The sequence below is a fragment of the Bacillus sp. bc15 genome (assembly GCF_900142585.1).
Classification (GTDB): domain Bacteria; phylum Bacillota; class Bacilli; order Bacillales; family Bacillaceae_G; genus Bacillus_A; species Bacillus_A cereus.
Window position 1 is genome coordinate 518,701 of the sequence record NZ_FRBJ01000001.1, and the last position, 15,823, is coordinate 534,523.

Consider the following 15,823-nt stretch of genomic DNA (forward strand, 5'->3'; position numbering starts at 1 on the left):
TTTAAAAATGGAAATGCATGATACATAGTCAACTCATATGAAATGAATTACATGCAGAAAACACACTGTTTTCACAATGCCTGTGTATAGTTAATTTGCATAATGATAAAAGTGAGGTATTTGAATTGAAAAAGAAAAAAATATTTATTGGAACAATTATTTCATGCGTGATGCTAGCATTATCTGCATGTGGTTCTTCAGACAACGTAGTAACATCAAAAGTAGGAAATGTTACAGAGAAAGAATTAAGTAAAGAATTAAGACAACAATATGGAGAAAGTACTTTATATCAAATGATGTTAAGTAAGGCATTGTTAGATAAATATAAAGTTTCGGATGAGGAAGCAAAAAAGAAAGTAGAAGAAGCAAAAGATAAAATGGGTGAGAACTTTAAATCAACTTTAGAACAACTTGGATTGAAAAATGAAGATGAATTAAAAGAAAAAATGAAGCCAGAAATTGCATTTGAGAAAGCGATTAAAGCAACAGTCACAGAAAAAGATGTGAAAAATAACTATAAACCAGAAATGAAAGTAAGTCACATTTTAGTGAAAGATGAAAAGACAGCTAAAGAAGTAAAGGAGAAAGTAAATAATGGTGAAGATTTTGCTGCCTTAGCAAAACAGTATTCAGAAGATACTGGTTCAAAGGAACAGGGCGGGGAAATATCTGGTTTTGCTCCTGGACAAACTGTGAAAGAATTTGAGGAAGCTGCGTATAAATTAGATGCAGGCCAAGTAAGTGATCCAGTTAAAACAACTTACGGTTACCATATTATTAAAGTGACGGATAAAAAAGAATTGAAGCCATTTGATGAAGTAAAGGAAAAAATTCGTAAAGATTTAGAACAACAAAGACTACAAGATACGACAGGTAAATGGAAACAACAAGTAGTCAATGATTTATTGAAAGATGCTGATATTAAAGTGAATAATAAAGAATTTAAAGATACATTTAAATTTCTAGAAAAGAAATAATGATTGTAATCATAATTAGAAAAGGGAACTCATATAGAGTTCCCTTTTCTAATTAGTGTGTGAGTTATAAATAGATAGTAAGACAATACAATATTACATTTAAATATTAAGAATTACAATGGGAAATAATGGATATCGAACATGATTTAAAAAATAATACATATAATGTTTTTGAATAAATATTTAATATGGATAATTAGTAAAAAGCTGAGCATTCGAATGGAAAGGATGTTCTTTTTGGTGTGAAAATTTTAGGATAAATAATGAATCGTATTAAACGCGTCATTTACCACATCAATAAATTAAGGTGGGGAGAATATATGAAAGTAATCTTTCAAGGAGAGGGCGGCGCGAAAATTTTTGAGTCATATGATGAAAATGTAAGTGATTTATTAGCTATATTAAAAGAAACGAAAGGGATTAAAATCGGGATTGTTGAGTATAAAGTGTTAAAGTACGAACTTAATTATTTTCGTCATCCGAAAAAAGCGGATACAGAGAGAGAGTTACATATAATAGTACAACCTAAGTATATGTAATGAAATATAATAATAAAAATCACTGATTCAGTTTTGTAAAGTTTCATAGAGTATGTAAGAAAAGAGAGTGTTGTAAATGCTCTCTTTTCTTATGCTTTGTGAGTTCGTTCATCATAGTATATGTGTTCAGTTATAGATGGTTAATAAACGAAAAAATTTAAAACTTTTTTGTTTAGGCAGGGATTTTATATTTAAGTAAATAAATATACTATGAAGTATTTTTTATACGAATATTGGAGGAGTATAAAATGAGTTTAGCAAGTTACATAGGCTGTAATGTAGAAATTCCGTTAACGGAGCCCGATTCTAATGATGTAATTGTTTTTGGATCATGTTTTGCAGAGGAAAGTATGCTTGAAATGGTACAAGAGTATCAATTCCAAAAAAATTACATATATGAGGTTTCAACTAGTTGGGGAATTGAACTTGTCGAGTGGCAAAACGTAAAGGAAAAAAAGAAGCGAAAGAAAAACTTTTAACTTTATGCAAGATTATGGAAGGTTATTTGGAAGATGGAGACTATTTCGAATTATTCAGTTGTTGGGTTGGTGATGAAGATAAGGAACGAGTAGGGGAATTGAAATTAAAAATAAATCATTTTAATATAGATGAATTATGTATTCCAGAAAGAACATTAGTTAGGATAGAAAAATAAACATTGAAATATTTTTTAAGAAAAGGCGATTTCACTTTGTGTGAAGTCGCCTTTTAGTTGTTATATGCATTTTACATAAGAAATGAGAAGTTTATTTGATAAAGGAAAAAAGTATGGAGATAAATAAAATTATGTTTTTTGTTAAAAAATAATAAGTATGGCTCTTCTCAAAAGAACGTAAGTTCGTGTATAATAAGAACGAATGTTCTTTTGAGAGGTAACCTAATTATAGTTTAGAAGTAAATCCGAGTTTAGTGCGTATTAAAAATAACTAAGGGATAGTATGGCTAAATAAATGTATAAATGATCAAGGAGATAAAAATGAACGATGTAAAGATACAAAAGGAAGAAAGAGAGTGGGTTCCGTTTACAGTAATATCCGAACAACTTTTAAATATGAGAAAGATTATTGGAGAGAAATTAAAAGTACAAAAACCGCTTTTAACAAACGAAGCAAAAGAGAGAATTTCTGATAAATTATTAACGTCATTACTGTCTGAGAAAGAAATATTGGTAACATATTTTGAAGATGGTTACATACTAACAAACTACATGACTGTTGTACATATCAATCCGGTAAAACAAATTGTAATTTGTACAGACGCCTTTTATAAAACTTACGTATTTAACGCTATGGATATTATTGAAATAACGTAAAAGAAGCTGAATATTAAATGGCAGCTTCTTTTATTTCTGATTTATGAGACAAATAATACAAGAAAAAGCAGCTAGCTTCGTGCTAGCTGCTGAGCCCCAGGGAAAGGGAGAAAAAGATAGGGTACTCCAAAATCAACAAGAGCTGTCAAACAGCCTGATTATAGTATAGACAAATTAAGATTTTCTATACTAAAAGTTGAACATAAGATTAGGCTGTACCCACTTGGTTTTGATCTGCAAGGTCAGAATCAAATGTATTGGTCGCGCTAACACCGCTAAAAGTATTAACAACAAAACCAACGTTTGATGCGCCAGAGCCATTATAAGCTTTCGTATTTTCTTTTGGAGAAACGTTGTAGAAATCACCTAAGTTAAATGAACCATTACTATTTTGTACAACTAAATTCCCTACAACTGATGGCATAATTTTCACCTGCTTTATAATAAGTTGTTAACATTACTATATGGAGTTATAGTCCAGATGGTTCATATAATAAAAATTGTGGAATAGTAAAACGTTTGGAGCATGGATTTCAATAAAAGTGTGTTAAAATTAATATAATAAAGTTGAGTAATTTTTTTAAAAATTTGTATAATTGATATATACGAAAATAAAGGAGGCAAAATGTAATGAAAGATATTATGAAAAAAGTTGATTTAACAGATGCCAAATCAAGTAATCTTGTTGCACTAATTTATAGTAATGAAGTTATATTAGTTGAAGACGCATTTTGTCCAAATGAAATAAAATTAAAGTTTAATGAAATTGCAATTTTATCTGCAATTAAAACAGCTCATATTGCGAAAGTGTCTATTAGGAAAGAACTTGAAGCGCTTTTTCATGATACGGGTGTTATATTAGTGAAACAAAATGTTGATTATGGTAGTAGCCAATCTATTACCATGCATTTTGAGCAATTTAAAAAATTGCAATATGAGATTGAATATTTAAATAAAAGTATGTAATAAGGCAGCTAAATAAAGGTTCTATCATAAAGGTGGAATGTGTTGTGTTGAAAAAGTGGTTTGAAAATTATTTGGGTGAATCGCATTGTAAACATAAATATATTTTTATTAAGATGCAGGATAATGAGGATTTTAAAAAAGATACATTAGGTGTAGTTTATATTTACCAGTGTGAAAAATGTGGAAAAGAGAAGTTGAAATGTAAAAACGATAATGAAATAAACAATGAATTTTTAGATATATAGCAAAAAGTAACCATGATGGTTACTTTTTTTATTTATGTATGCAATATCAAAACCATTACTAAAGTATGAGTTGAGTTGATACTATAGTAAATGGCTGAATAAAAATGAAGAGAGTAAGATATAGGGAAGGAGGATGAGAGAAATGCAGAGAAAAGAAATTGGTAAATCTGTAATTATTACAGGTGTGACACAAGGGTTAGGACGTGCGATGGTTGACCGATTTGATGAATTAGGGTGGAACATATATGGTTGTGGACGTTCAAAAGATAAAATTGAAGAACTAAAAAAACAGTACAGTAAAATACATGATTTTCAAGTAATTGATGTTTCAGATTCTCAGCAAGTTAACAACTGGGCAAATTATATACTTAATAGACATACGGCTCCCGATATGATAATAAATAATGCATCGATTGTAAATCAAAATGCACAACTTTGGAAAATTACGGCTCAAGAATTCGAAAATGTAATGAATGTAAACGTGAATGGTGTAGTAAATGTAATAAGAGCGTTTGTTCCCGCAATGGTAGCTAGGAAAGAAGGAATTATCATTAATATGAGTTCTAGTTGGGGGAGAGAAGGTGAAGCTGAGCTTGCGCCATATTGTGCCTCAAAATTTGCAATTGAAGGTATCACTAAATCTATGGCACTGGAATTACCTCATGGCATGGCTGTAGTTGCTTTAGATCCTGGAGGGAGTATTAGTACTCCAATGCTGAAGTCATGTGCGCCACAATATATAAATGAATCACCTACACCTGAAACTTGGTCACATAAAGCAACTCAATATATATTGAATATAACAATAGATAAAAATGGAGATTCACTGACATGCCCAGCATGCATATAAAAAGCACCTTTAAGGTGCTTTTTATATTAGTAGCACATTATATCATTCACAAAATTACATTTAAAAAATAAAATAAAAGATTAAGGGTGGAATTTATTTATTCCGCTATTTGCCGATTAGTAAGACCCCTACCTCAAAATTCAGCGAAAGCAAAGAATTTAGGAGGGGGATGAAGAAAACCCCACTGATTAAAGTTTCACTTTATTTTGAAAGGTTTAGAAAATATTTAAATAGGTGATAAAAATGAATCCAAGCGGTTTAAAAGTTACAGGGGCATGGTTTCAAGTAGGTGGGAACCTTACAGCTGCAATTGGAACGACAAGAGGATTTATTGGAGAAGAGAAAGTTGAATCGGATCTCGTTATTGTAGGAAGCTCATTACAAGCCCTCGGGTATATATTACAAATCATTGCGAGCAATTATGATGATGGGGAAGAAAAAAGAGAAAATCAAAATATAGGCTTAGAGAATCAAAGTAAATTACTTGATCAAATAGGAATTGAGCTATTAGCATTAGGGAATATATCAAATGTAATAGGAACATATTTTAATATAAATGAACAATCGAAAGAAAATGATTATCTTATTATTACAGGGAACAGTTTACAATCGATCGGTGCTTTTTTAGGAGTAGAAGCAGCTTTGATGGATATAAATGTACTACAGAAAATTATTATATTAGGTAACTCCATGCAAAGTTTAGGTGCTGGATTACAAGCGTATCAAGGTGTTTCAAATGTATTGAAAGATGAGAGAGAAAATGAAGATAGTATTTTTGATAAGAAGGATGAGAGAATAATTGCACTCATTGGTATTTGGATACAAGCGATAGGAACGTTAATTTCTGCAATTGGAGTAACTGCAATAGAGGAAGAAAATAGGCTAGAAAACAATGAAAAGGTTGAAATACTTATATAAATAGAAGGAGATACATGAATTTTATAGGTACGTTAAGATTAAAATAGTAGTAGGTTTTTTTGCCTATAGATAGAATATATAAAGTAAGAGATGTTATATATACTTAATGAAAATTTATGTAACAACAACATCATAAGGTTTCTTTACGTATGTTTTGAAAAGGGATATATAAAATACAAAATAAGGAGTTTTCAAGGGATGATGTATTTATTAGCAATTTTTCTTCCACCTGTTGCTGTACTATTTTGTGGAAAACCAATTCAGGCAATAATAAATTTCATATTAACATTAATATTTTGGGTGCCAGGAGTTATACATGCAATTCTTGTAGTGCATGATAAAAAAGCTGATCGGCGTTTGAAAAAACAAATTCAAGCATATGATGAAATTAATAAGAGGAATCGAAGATAATTCATCTGTGAAATGTTTTTAAAAGAAAGGAGGATTAACCTCCTTTTTTTAGTGGGTGTTAAGTTTAAATTTTTGTGTGGCGGAAAGAATTTTTAATATAAGTTTTATGATAATAACTTTTAGATTGTGCATGTAATAGGCCAGTATAAATACTTTCTGGTACATTAAAGAAATCGTACATACCATTCTTTAATTGGATTCGCAAAATCATAGAAAAAGGATTATAGCCAACAGCAACTATATTTTTTGAAATCACGGGAGATAGCTTCATCATTACGCAACTCCTCACTTTTCATTTTTAATAATTTCTTGTAGATATTGAGGTTGTGAAGTTGAAATCCTTATAAATTAAGAGGTATTATACTTATATGCAATATATTAAATGTTTGTTATACGTAATTATAAGGAAGTTCACACGAAGTACATATCGTTGTGCTATTTTTATTTCACCTTTGATTTATAAATAAGAAAATATTGACCATTTGAAAAAAAGGTATATTATTTATACGAGGTATTAAAAATTCACTTTTTACATTCTATGCTTAAAGGGGCAGCGTTATTAGGAAAAATAGAAGTGAAAATAGTTTGTATAAGAAGTATTCTAAAATTTATAATCTGTGAATTGGGAAAATATTGAATGCTCCAGGTCAATATACTTTCTTAATCAAATGCATTTTAGAAAGTGACCTCAATATTTTTAAGTAAATCAACGGGAGAATTGAAAGGCAGGAGAAAGTAACATGTCAGAAAATTATCGTTCTCGAGAGGAACGACGACAAGTTAAAAAGAAAAAACAACCAGCTTCTAAAACACAAAAACCAAAAGGTAAAACATCATTCTTTCGCAAGTTTTTAATTACTTGTTTATTACTTGGTATTGTTGGTTTAGTGGCGGGGGTTGCTACCTTTTTCGTAATGATTAAGGATGCACCAAAACTTGAGAAAGCAAAACTTGTTAATCCGTTATCCTCAAAAATTTATGATAAAAACGGGGATTTGGTATATGAATATGGAAAAGAAAAAAGGACGAATGTTACGTATGAGCAAATACCTAAATTAGTAGAAAATGCATTTTTAGCGACAGAAGATTCACGTTTTTATGAGCATAGCGGAGTAGATTTTAAAGGTACTGCGCGTGCTGTTCTAGTAAGTCTTAAAGGAGATTACGGTTCTCAAGGTGGAAGTACGATAACACAGCAAGTTATTAAAAACTACTTCTTATCAATGGACAAAACACCAAAGCGTAAGGCGCAAGAAATATATTTAGCTTATAAGCTAGAACAACAGTATTCAAAACATGAAATATTAGAGATGTACTTAAATAAAATTAACTTAGGAAACCGTTCATATGGGATCGCAACAGCAGCACAAAACTACTATGGTAAAGAATTGAAGGACTTAACATTACCAGAAGTTGCGATGCTGGCAGGTTTACCGAAAGCACCGAATAACTATGATCCAACGAAAAAAGAAAATGTTCAAAAAGCAACAGAAAGAAGAAATGTTGTTCTAAACTTAATGAATCGACATGGATATATAACAAAACAGGAAATGGAAGAAGCATTAAAAGTTGACGTAGAAAAGGGACTCAAGCCTGCAACTCAACTACAAACAATGCCATACCCTGCATTTATGGATGCAGTTGTGAAAGAAGTAGAAAAAGAATTGCCAGATGCTAATATTGGTTCTGATGGTTTAGAAATTTATACAACGTTAGATCCGAAAGCACAGAAACTCGCTGATAATATTTTAAATAATAATATCATTGATTATCCGAACGATAAATTCCAAGGTGCATTTACATTTATGGATACGAAAACAGGAGAAGTTCGTGCTATAGGTAGTGGCCGTGGAGAAAATAAAGCTGTATTTAAAGGGCATAATATGGCAATTGAATTAGATCGTGCAGCTGGTTCAACGATGAAGCCGATTTTCGACTACGCTCCTGCAATTGAATATTTAAAATGGGCCACGTACCATCAAATTGATGACTCTCCATTTAAGTATTCAACGGGACAAGAAGTACGAAATTCAGATAGAAGTCATATGGGACCTATTACAATGCGTGTAGCATTAGAAAAGTCACGAAATATCCCAGCAATTAAGACTGCGAAAGAAGTTGGAATTAATAAATCAAAAGACTTCTCTGAGAAATTAGGCATTACATTTAATGCGGCACCGACTGAATCAACAGCGATTGGTACAAATGAAGTATCACCAACTGAAATAGCGGGCGCTTATGCGGCATTTGGTAATGATGGTAAATATACGAAACCGCATTTTGTTAAGAAAGTTGTTTATCCAGATGGTAAGTCACAAAGTTTTGGACAAAAGCCAAAACAAGTTATGACAGATTCTACGGCATATATGATTACAGATATGCTTCGTTCTGTAGTTACATCAGGTACTGGTACATCTGCAAATATAGCATCTTTAGATGTAGCTGGTAAAACGGGTACGACAAACTACTCATCAAAACAATTAGCTCAATATAAAATTCCAGAAAGTGCAACTCGTGATAGTTGGTTTGCTGGATATACACCGCAATATACGATGGCAGTATGGACGGGGTATATGAAAGATGGTAAAGACGAGTATATTAGTAGTAAAAATACGAAAATTGCACAGTTGATCTTTAAAGAAATGATGAGTGAAATGGCTACAGATAAATCACGCTTTAAAATGCCAAGTAGCGTTATTCAAGAAGGTAGTGAGCTACGTATAAAAGGTGAAAAACGTGATTCATCGCCAAATACTAGCGTACCGGATACAACGGAGCAACCAAAACAAGATCAACAGCAAAAAACTGAAGAAGAGAAAAAGCAAGAAGAATTAAAGAAACAAGAAGAACTGAAAAAACAAGAAGAGCAAAAGAAACAAGAGGAACTTAAGAAGCAAGAAGAACAAAAGAAACTAGAAGAGCAAAAGAAACAAGAAGAAGAAAAGAAACAAAATGAACAAAATAACGGAAAAGGTCAAGGAACGACACCTCCAGCGAATAACGGAGGAGGCCAAGGAACGACACCTCCAGCAAATAACGGAGGAGGTCAAGGAACGACACCTCCAGCGAATAACGGAGGAGGCCAAGGAACGACACCTCCAGCAAATAACGGAGGAGGACAAGGAACGACACCTCCAGCGAATAATAATGGAGGTCAAGGAACTCCAACCCCACCTGCAACAGTACAACCAAATAATGGTGGAAATGCAGGAGAGGTTCCTGCCAATAATGGACAATAAGAAAAATTTATAGAAAAGTTTTCAAAAGAGCACTTAAGATTTGTAGGAATTTACAATCTTAAGTGCTCTTTTCATTTTGCTACAGAAAATGTAATGTTAAGGGCTGGATAGAAAAAGAGTGAATGTAGTTTATGTGAAATATAACGTAAAGAGAGAAATGATTGTACGTGCGGGTTATCCCGGAAAGGGACTAACTGTGATGGATTACATAAACCATTAAATGAGTGGGAATTATATTCAAATCTTTAATAAATGTCTTTCTTTAACGGTTACTTTAGTTTGGAAAACAATTAAAAAGTCGAATTTCTTATTTAAGGAATTCGACTTTTTATGTTGAAACTGGATTAAAGGTTCGCCTTATTAAAATGTAGGGGTAATACAGTGATAGCTATTAAATGTTAAACGTACCATAAAAATTTTGAAAAAAAATTGAAGGGAAATGATAAAAGACTTGAGTCGGAGGTAGTGGAGGATAACTATGGCTATGAATGGGAGTACTACTGGGGTGTGTACCATGATGCCAAAATGATGGGGTAACTTGACCGGGAATTTGATATTGCTGCCAAGTTGCGGGAAGTTCAATTCCTACATCGGAGCTAGCTGTATGAACTGCAGGAACATGTATTCCAGGAGTCGAAGGAACTACGGCAGTTACTCTTAATAATACCCACATGAAATATTCACTCCTAAGTTGTGATAATAAATTAGTATATTCTTTTCTCACATATAAAGGCACATATATAGGACTTTCGTTTAAAACATGCGTACAAAGTCTTAAGACTAATGTAAGCTGATGGTGGACTATTTAATATGAAAAGATACGTCTATTTGCGGAGGGAAAAGAGATAAAAAAAATGTACAATGAGGGTGTTAATCGTAATATTTTACGAGTGTATGGAGGTATTTTTATGGAACGATTATGGACGAAATCATTTATTCAAATGACTTTCGCAATGTTATTTTTATTTACAGGATTTTATTTACTTGTTCCAACGCTCCCGCTCTTTATTAAAGAGATAGGTGGCAATGAATCGCAAGTTGGACTCATGATGGGAATGTTTACAATAGCTGCTGTTGTAATACGACCGATTATTGGAGGAATGTTAGATCAATATGGTAGAAGATCCTTTATTATTTTCGGACTCATCTTTTTTGGATTAACGATGTATTCCTATAATATAGCATCGACTATTGTCCTTTTAGCTGTTTTACGTGTTATTCACGGAGTAACATGGGCTGTTTCTACAACAGCTGTTGGAACAGCAATAACGGATATTATTCCAGATTCACGCCGTGGTGAAGGTATGGGCTGGTACGGGATGGCGATGACAATTGCAATGGCGATCGGACCAATGATTGGACTATGGGTTGTACAAAATTATTCATTTCATGGTCTATTTTTATTAGCGACGTTGTTATCTTTTATGGCAGTCGTATTATCACTAATAACGAAGATGCCATTTACGCCACAAAAAGAAAAAGGGAAAATTCAGCTATTTGAGAAATCTGTATTAACAATCACGATTGTAGTATTCTTTTTATCGTTTGCATATGGAGGAATAACAACCTTTTTACCGTTATTTGCATCATCAATTCATGTGAATCCAGGAACTTTCTTTCTTGTATATGCAATTGCATTAACAATTGTAAGACCAATTTCAGGGAAACTATTAGATAAGTATGGAGAAGTATTCATCATACTCCCAGCATTATGTATTACTATTTTAGCTATAGTTGTTTTAACTATTTCAAATGGTTTGTTAGGTGTAATTATCGCAGCAACATTATACGGTATTGGATTTGGTTCAGCGCAGCCAGCTTTGCAAGCGGCAATGCTTACAATTGTCGATCCGAGTAAAAGAGGAGTTGCAAATGCTTCATTTTTTACAGCGTTTGACTTAGGAATCGGGTTAGGTGCTATTTTACTTGGAGTTGTTTCACAAATGTTTGGTTATCGTATTTTATTTTCAGGGAGTGCAATTTCGGCATTAATAGCCTTAATCATTTTCGTCTTCTTTGTAAAACAACGATTAGGAAAAAAAGAGTTTGCGTAAACTGGAGGAATAAAGATGAGAATTTCAATTGATCGTAAAGCTCTGCAATGGTTCCAGGAAGAATTACGTATAAAGCACGGTGAATCTGTACGTTTTACTGTAAGGTACGGAGGGGATAGTTCAATTCAGCCCGGATATTCTTTAGGGGTTGTTGCTGAGAAACCAGATGGGGAAATAGTGTCAGTTGAGAAGGAAGGTATTATATTTTTTGTAGATTCTGATGATCTTTGGTATTTTCAAAACTATGATTTATTTGTAAGTTATCATGAGGAAATGGAAGAAATTCAATTTAATTATGTAAAATAATAACTTTATTAAAAATGAATAAGTTTTATATAAAAATTATATTTAAGAGATAGTGAAATAAATATCATATAGTAACGAGCTGTATTTATGTACAGCTCGTTTTTTTTATTTCTCAAATAAAATTAGAATAATTGTATATTTGGCGGTGTTATATGAAAAATCTTTATATCTTGTTTTTGAAAATACGCAAAAAAGTCTATTCTTTCTTTATAAAATATAAGAATTATTTTCAAAAAATTGTATTGTTACAGTAAGAAAAGTGTAGGAAACTTATCATTATAAAATAAATTGAAATCTTCTAAAAACTCTGATACATTGAAATAGAAATGTAGTTTCACAATATTGTAAAGGCTTACAGTTATGTGCACGAAGATCTATTAGGATTGGAGGAAATAATGATGAAAGCTGAAGAAAAATTTTCCCCGGGATTAGATGGTATAGTGGCAGCGGAGACGAAAATCTCGTTTCTTGACACAGTAAAAGGTGAAATTGTAATTCAAGGGTATGACTTAATCGAACTCTCAAAAACAAAAGAGTATTTAGACATTGTGCACCTTTTATTGGAGGAACATCTACCGAATGAAGATGAAAAAGCAACACTTGAAAAGAAATTAAAAGAAGAATATGCAGTACCAGAAGGTGTATTCAACGTACTAAAGGCATTGCCTAAAGAGACGCATCCCATGGATGGATTACGTACAGGTGTGTCAGCGTTAGCTGGTTACGATAATGATATCGAAAACCGCTCGTTAGAAGTGAATAAAAGCCGAGGGTACAAGCTGTTAAGTAAAGTGCCAAACATTGTAGCGAATAGCTATCATATTTTAAATAATGAGGAGCCAATTGAACCTCTTAAAGAATTATCTTATAGTGCGAATTTCTTCTATATGTTAACTGGTAAAAAACCAACTGAACTTGAGGAAAAGATCTTTGATCGTTCCCTTGTTTTATATAGTGAGCATGAAATGCCAAACTCTACATTTACAGCGCGCGTTATTGCATCAACACAATCAGATTTATACGGTGCTTTAACAGGTGCAGTTGCATCTTTAAAAGGAAGTTTACATGGCGGTGCAAATGAAGCGGTTATGTACATGCTTTTAGAAGCTGGTAATGTTGAGAAATTTGAAGAGTTATTACAGAAGAAACTATATAACAAAGAAAAAATTATGGGCTTTGGACACCGTGTTTATATGAAGAAGATGGATCCAAGAGCACTTATGATGAAGGAAGCTTTAAAACAGTTATGTGATGTAAAAGGTGATTATACACTATATGAAATGTGTGAAGCTGGAGAAAAGATTATGGAAAAGGAAAAAGGAATTTATCCAAATCTTGATTATTATGCAGCTCCAGTATATTGGATGCTAGGTATTCCAATTCAACTTTACACACCTATCTTCTTTAGCTCTAGAACAGTGGGATTATGTGCGCACGTTATTGAGCAACATGCAAATAATCGTTTGTTCCGTCCGCGTGTAAATTATATTGGCGAGCGACATGTACTTAGTAAATAAGAACAACTGGGGAGTTGTTAGCACCGCCCGCCAGATGGGTGTTTGACCGACACCCATCATTAATAATAACGAATTTTCGACAGAAAGGGAAGGATAGCATGATTAAAACAAATGAAATTAAGCAAAAAGATGCATTATTAGAAGAGATTACGGATTATGTATTAAATAAAGAGGTTACTAGTGCAGAAGCATTCAGTACAGCTCGTTACGTATTACTTGATACACTTGGATGTGGAATTTTAGCACTACAATATCCAGAATGTACGAAATTACTAGGACCAGTTGTGCCAGGAACAGTCGTGCCAAATGGTACACGTGTACCAGGTACGTCTTATGTACTAGATCCAGTAAAAGGTGCATTTAATATCGGATGTATGATCCGTTGGTTAGACTATAACGATACTTGGCTTGCAGCAGAGTGGGGACATCCATCTGATAACCTAGGCGGAATTTTAGCGGTCGCAGATTATATTAGCCGTGTTCGTATTTCAGAAGGAAAAGAAGCTTTAAAAGTACGTGAAGTATTAGAAATGATGATTAAAGCACATGAAATTCAAGGCGTGCTTGCTTTAGAAAACAGCTTAAACAGAGTTGGTCTTGACCATGTATTATATGTAAAAGTAGCAACAACTGCAGTAGTTGCGAAAATGCTTGGCGGAACACGTGAAGAAATCTTTAATGCATTATCACATGCGTGGATTGATAATTCTAGTCTTCGTACATATCGTCATGCTCCAAATACGGGCTCACGTAAATCATGGGCTGCAGGTGACGCAACGAGCCGCGGTGTTCATCTTGCAATGACTGCTCTAAAAGGTGAAATGGGTTATCCAACAGCATTATCTGCGCCAGGATGGGGATTCCAAGATGTATTATTCAATAAACAAGAATTAAAATTAGCAAGACCACTAGGGTCATATGTAATGGAAAATGTGTTATTTAAAGTGTCATATCCAGCAGAATTCCATGCACAAACGGCTGCAGAATGTGCAGTGAAGTTGCATCCGGAAATTAAAGAGAGATTAGATGAAATTGACCGTATTACAATTACAACTCATGAATCAGCAATTCGTATTATTGATAAAGAAGGGCCATTAAATAACCCAGCTGATCGTGATCATTGCTTACAATACATTACGGCAATTGGTTTATTAAAAGGAGATATCGTTGCAGACGATTATGAAGATGCAGTAGCAAACGATCCACGTGTAGATGAATTACGTAATAAGATGGTTGTTGTTGAAAACAAACAGTACAGTTTAGATTACCTTGACCCGAACAAGCGCTCAATCGCCAACGCTGTTCAAGTTCACTTTAAAGATGGCACAGTAACAGAAAATGTGGAATGTGAATATCCACTTGGTCACCGTTTCCGTAGAGACGAAGCAATTCCAAAAGTTGTTCAAAAATTCACTGCAAATATGGCAGGTCATTATTCTAGTAAGCAACAAGAACAAATTCATGAAGTTTGTTTAAATGAAGAAAAACTAGAAAATATGAATGTAAACGAATTTGTAGATCTATTCTTAATTTAATAATAGGGGGAATTTAGAATGGCTTGGGTTGTGAAAAAGCAGTCAACACAAGAGGAGCTTGCGAATCGATTCCGAGCTTTAGTAGAAGCAAATGAAATTTTGCAAATTCCAGGTGCTCATGATGCAATGGCGGCTTTAGTTGCAAAAAATACAGGTTTTTCAGCTCTTTATTTATCAGGAGCTGCTTATACTGCAAGTAAAGGCTTACCAGATTTAGGTATCGTGACGTCTACTGAAGTGGCTGAGAGAGCAAGAGATTTAGTAAGAGCTACAGACTTACCTGTTCTTGTTGACATTGATACAGGATTTGGTGGTGTACTAAATGTAGCGAGAACAGCTGTAGAAATGGTGGAAGCGAAAGTAGCAGCTGTCCAAATTGAAGATCAGCAATTACCAAAAAAATGTGGACATTTAAATGGCAAGAAACTTGTTACTACAGAAGAATTGGTTCAAAAAATTAAAGCGATTAAAGAAGTTGCACCGAGCTTATACATTGTAGCACGTACTGATGCTCGCGGCGTTGAAGGATTAGATGAAGCAATTGAAAGAGCAAATGCATATGTAAAAGCAGGTGCAGACGCAATTTTCCCTGAAGCGCTTCAATCAGAGGAAGAATTCCGTCTATTTAATAGTAAGGTAAATGCACCTTTGCTTGCGAATATGACTGAATTCGGAAAAACTCCATATTATAGTGCAGAGGAATTTGCGAATATGGGCTTCCAAATGGTTATTTATCCTGTAACTTCACTTCGCGTTGCAGCGAAAGCATATGAAAATGTGTTTGCTTTAATTAAAGAAACAGGTTCTCAAAAAGATGCACTTTCTAATATGCAAACGAGAAGTGAATTATACGAAACAATTTCATATCATGACTTTGAAGAGTTAGATACTGGTATTGCAAAAACAGTATTATCAGAAGATCAATAGATAAAGCAGCGAAGGCGATGAAAATAC

At 33.3% G+C, this 15,823-nt stretch carries 19 protein-coding genes; 16 read left to right on the plus strand and 3 right to left on the minus strand.

Annotated features, from left to right (window positions below; all coding sequences use genetic code 11):
* Window positions 1-125 precede the first annotated feature (125 nt).
* From BUA87_RS02700 to BUA87_RS02715, 5 genes are all read left to right on the plus strand, one after another.
* Complete coding sequence (locus tag BUA87_RS02700) at window positions 126-977, plus strand: peptidylprolyl isomerase PrsA (protein WP_000727353.1); 852 nt, start codon at window positions 126-128, stop codon at window positions 975-977.
* A gap of 320 nt (window positions 978-1,297) precedes the next feature.
* The gene (locus BUA87_RS02705) at window positions 1,298-1,516 is read left to right on the plus strand and encodes a hypothetical protein (RefSeq protein ID WP_000864277.1); all 219 of its coding nucleotides are present in this window, start codon (window positions 1,298-1,300) and stop codon (window positions 1,514-1,516) included.
* A gap of 248 nt (window positions 1,517-1,764) precedes the next feature.
* Window positions 1,765-1,995, plus strand: coding sequence for a hypothetical protein (locus tag BUA87_RS31595; RefSeq protein ID WP_002152962.1), 231 nt, complete (start codon window positions 1,765-1,767; stop codon window positions 1,993-1,995).
* Entirely contained in the window at window positions 1,950-2,171 is a 222-nt protein-coding gene (locus BUA87_RS31600) for a hypothetical protein (RefSeq protein WP_002093987.1), read from the plus strand. Before BUA87_RS31595 ends, BUA87_RS31600 begins: the two co-directional genes overlap by 46 nt.
* Before the next feature lie 321 nt (window positions 2,172-2,492).
* A complete protein-coding gene (locus BUA87_RS02715; RefSeq protein WP_002093988.1) occupies window positions 2,493-2,828 on the plus strand; it encodes a YolD-like family protein in 336 nt (111 codons plus the stop codon).
* A gap of 208 nt (window positions 2,829-3,036) precedes the next feature.
* Here the strand turns inward: BUA87_RS02715 and gerPF are convergent, their stop codons facing one another.
* Window positions 3,037-3,252 (minus strand): spore germination protein GerPF, encoded by a 216-nt coding sequence (gene gerPF / locus BUA87_RS02720; RefSeq protein WP_001141569.1) that lies wholly within the window; start codon window positions 3,250-3,252, stop codon window positions 3,037-3,039.
* 206 nt (window positions 3,253-3,458) lie between these two features.
* Here gerPF and BUA87_RS02725 point away from each other — a divergent pair, with 206 nt between their 5' ends.
* The 5 genes from BUA87_RS02725 (at window position 3,459) to BUA87_RS02745 (ending at window position 6,218) form a co-directional block, all read left to right on the plus strand.
* Entirely contained in the window at window positions 3,459-3,794 is a 336-nt protein-coding gene (locus BUA87_RS02725; RefSeq protein WP_000651909.1) for a hypothetical protein, read from the plus strand.
* A 44-nt stretch (window positions 3,795-3,838) separates the two neighbouring features.
* Window positions 3,839-4,039, plus strand: a complete 201-nt coding sequence (locus BUA87_RS02730; RefSeq protein WP_000915134.1) for a hypothetical protein — start codon at window positions 3,839-3,841, stop codon at window positions 4,037-4,039.
* Window positions 4,040-4,181: 142 nt separating this feature from the next.
* A complete protein-coding gene (locus BUA87_RS02735) occupies window positions 4,182-4,889 on the plus strand; it encodes an SDR family oxidoreductase (RefSeq protein WP_001189038.1) in 708 nt (235 codons plus the stop codon).
* Window positions 4,890-5,132: 243 nt separating this feature from the next.
* Complete coding sequence (locus BUA87_RS02740) at window positions 5,133-5,807, plus strand: DUF6944 family repetitive protein (protein ID WP_001069869.1); 675 nt, start codon at window positions 5,133-5,135, stop codon at window positions 5,805-5,807.
* Window positions 5,808-6,005: 198 nt separating this feature from the next.
* A complete protein-coding gene (locus BUA87_RS02745; protein WP_000990219.1) occupies window positions 6,006-6,218 on the plus strand; it encodes a YqaE/Pmp3 family membrane protein in 213 nt (70 codons plus the stop codon).
* Window positions 6,219-6,282: 64 nt separating this feature from the next.
* Here BUA87_RS02745 and BUA87_RS02750 read toward each other — a convergent pair whose 3' ends face one another.
* A complete protein-coding gene (locus BUA87_RS02750; protein ID WP_000977080.1) occupies window positions 6,283-6,492 on the minus strand; it encodes a KTSC domain-containing protein in 210 nt (69 codons plus the stop codon).
* A gap of 466 nt (window positions 6,493-6,958) precedes the next feature.
* Here BUA87_RS02750 and BUA87_RS02755 point away from each other — a divergent pair, with 466 nt between their 5' ends.
* A complete protein-coding gene (locus BUA87_RS02755; RefSeq protein ID WP_072938346.1) occupies window positions 6,959-9,457 on the plus strand; it encodes a transglycosylase domain-containing protein in 2,499 nt (832 codons plus the stop codon).
* 391 nt (window positions 9,458-9,848) lie between these two features.
* On the opposite strand, the gene BUA87_RS02760 is transcribed toward BUA87_RS02755, so the two are convergent.
* Window positions 9,849-10,130 carry a hypothetical protein gene (locus BUA87_RS02760; protein WP_000270089.1) on the minus strand — a complete coding sequence of 94 codons (282 nt, stop codon included), beginning with the start codon at window positions 10,128-10,130 and terminating at the stop codon, window positions 9,849-9,851.
* 235 nt (window positions 10,131-10,365) lie between these two features.
* Here BUA87_RS02760 and BUA87_RS02765 point away from each other — a divergent pair, with 235 nt between their 5' ends.
* From BUA87_RS02765 to prpB, 5 genes are all read left to right on the plus strand, one after another.
* Window positions 10,366-11,511 carry an MFS transporter gene (locus BUA87_RS02765; protein WP_014482022.1) on the plus strand — a complete coding sequence of 382 codons (1,146 nt, stop codon included), beginning with the start codon at window positions 10,366-10,368 and terminating at the stop codon, window positions 11,509-11,511.
* Between the two features lie 15 nt (window positions 11,512-11,526).
* Window positions 11,527-11,817 carry a HesB/YadR/YfhF family protein gene (locus BUA87_RS02770; protein ID WP_001222842.1) on the plus strand — a complete coding sequence of 97 codons (291 nt, stop codon included), beginning with the start codon at window positions 11,527-11,529 and terminating at the stop codon, window positions 11,815-11,817.
* Between the two features lie 395 nt (window positions 11,818-12,212).
* The gene (mmgD, locus tag BUA87_RS02775) at window positions 12,213-13,334 is read left to right on the plus strand and encodes a citrate synthase (RefSeq protein WP_001987369.1); all 1,122 of its coding nucleotides are present in this window, start codon (window positions 12,213-12,215) and stop codon (window positions 13,332-13,334) included.
* 98 nt (window positions 13,335-13,432) lie between these two features.
* Entirely contained in the window at window positions 13,433-14,869 is a 1,437-nt protein-coding gene (gene prpD, locus BUA87_RS02780; RefSeq protein ID WP_072938349.1) for a 2-methylcitrate dehydratase, read from the plus strand.
* Window positions 14,870-14,887: 18 nt separating this feature from the next.
* Window positions 14,888-15,796, plus strand: coding sequence for a methylisocitrate lyase (gene prpB, locus BUA87_RS02785; RefSeq protein ID WP_000312639.1), 909 nt, complete (start codon window positions 14,888-14,890; stop codon window positions 15,794-15,796).
* Window positions 15,797-15,823: the final 27 nt, after the last annotated feature.

Bases quoted from the DNA above. Each gene is read 5' to 3' on its own strand.
- mmgD (WP_001987369.1), top strand. From the start codon at position 12,213: ATGATGAAAGCTGAAGAAAAATTTTCCCCGGGATTAGATGGTATAGTG.
- BUA87_RS02760 (WP_000270089.1), bottom strand. From the start codon at position 10,130: ATGTGGGTATTATTAAGAGTAACTGCCGTAGTTCCTTCGACTCCTGGA.
- BUA87_RS02770 (WP_001222842.1), top strand. From the start codon at position 11,527: ATGAGAATTTCAATTGATCGTAAAGCTCTGCAATGGTTCCAGGAAGAA.
- BUA87_RS02735 (WP_001189038.1), top strand. From the start codon at position 4,182: ATGCAGAGAAAAGAAATTGGTAAATCTGTAATTATTACAGGTGTGACA.
- BUA87_RS02715 (WP_002093988.1), top strand. From the start codon at position 2,493: ATGAACGATGTAAAGATACAAAAGGAAGAAAGAGAGTGGGTTCCGTTT.
- BUA87_RS02740 (WP_001069869.1), top strand. From the start codon at position 5,133: ATGAATCCAAGCGGTTTAAAAGTTACAGGGGCATGGTTTCAAGTAGGT.
- BUA87_RS31595 (WP_002152962.1), top strand. From the start codon at position 1,765: ATGAGTTTAGCAAGTTACATAGGCTGTAATGTAGAAATTCCGTTAACG.
- BUA87_RS02765 (WP_014482022.1), top strand. From the start codon at position 10,366: ATGGAACGATTATGGACGAAATCATTTATTCAAATGACTTTCGCAATG.
- BUA87_RS02755 (WP_072938346.1), top strand. From the start codon at position 6,959: ATGTCAGAAAATTATCGTTCTCGAGAGGAACGACGACAAGTTAAAAAG.
- BUA87_RS02750 (WP_000977080.1), bottom strand. From the start codon at position 6,492: ATGATGAAGCTATCTCCCGTGATTTCAAAAAATATAGTTGCTGTTGGC.
- BUA87_RS02725 (WP_000651909.1), top strand. From the start codon at position 3,459: ATGAAAGATATTATGAAAAAAGTTGATTTAACAGATGCCAAATCAAGT.
- prpD (WP_072938349.1), top strand. From the start codon at position 13,433: ATGATTAAAACAAATGAAATTAAGCAAAAAGATGCATTATTAGAAGAG.
- BUA87_RS02705 (WP_000864277.1), top strand. From the start codon at position 1,298: ATGAAAGTAATCTTTCAAGGAGAGGGCGGCGCGAAAATTTTTGAGTCA.
- gerPF (WP_001141569.1), bottom strand. From the start codon at position 3,252: ATGCCATCAGTTGTAGGGAATTTAGTTGTACAAAATAGTAATGGTTCA.
- BUA87_RS02745 (WP_000990219.1), top strand. From the start codon at position 6,006: ATGATGTATTTATTAGCAATTTTTCTTCCACCTGTTGCTGTACTATTT.
- prpB (WP_000312639.1), top strand. From the start codon at position 14,888: ATGGCTTGGGTTGTGAAAAAGCAGTCAACACAAGAGGAGCTTGCGAAT.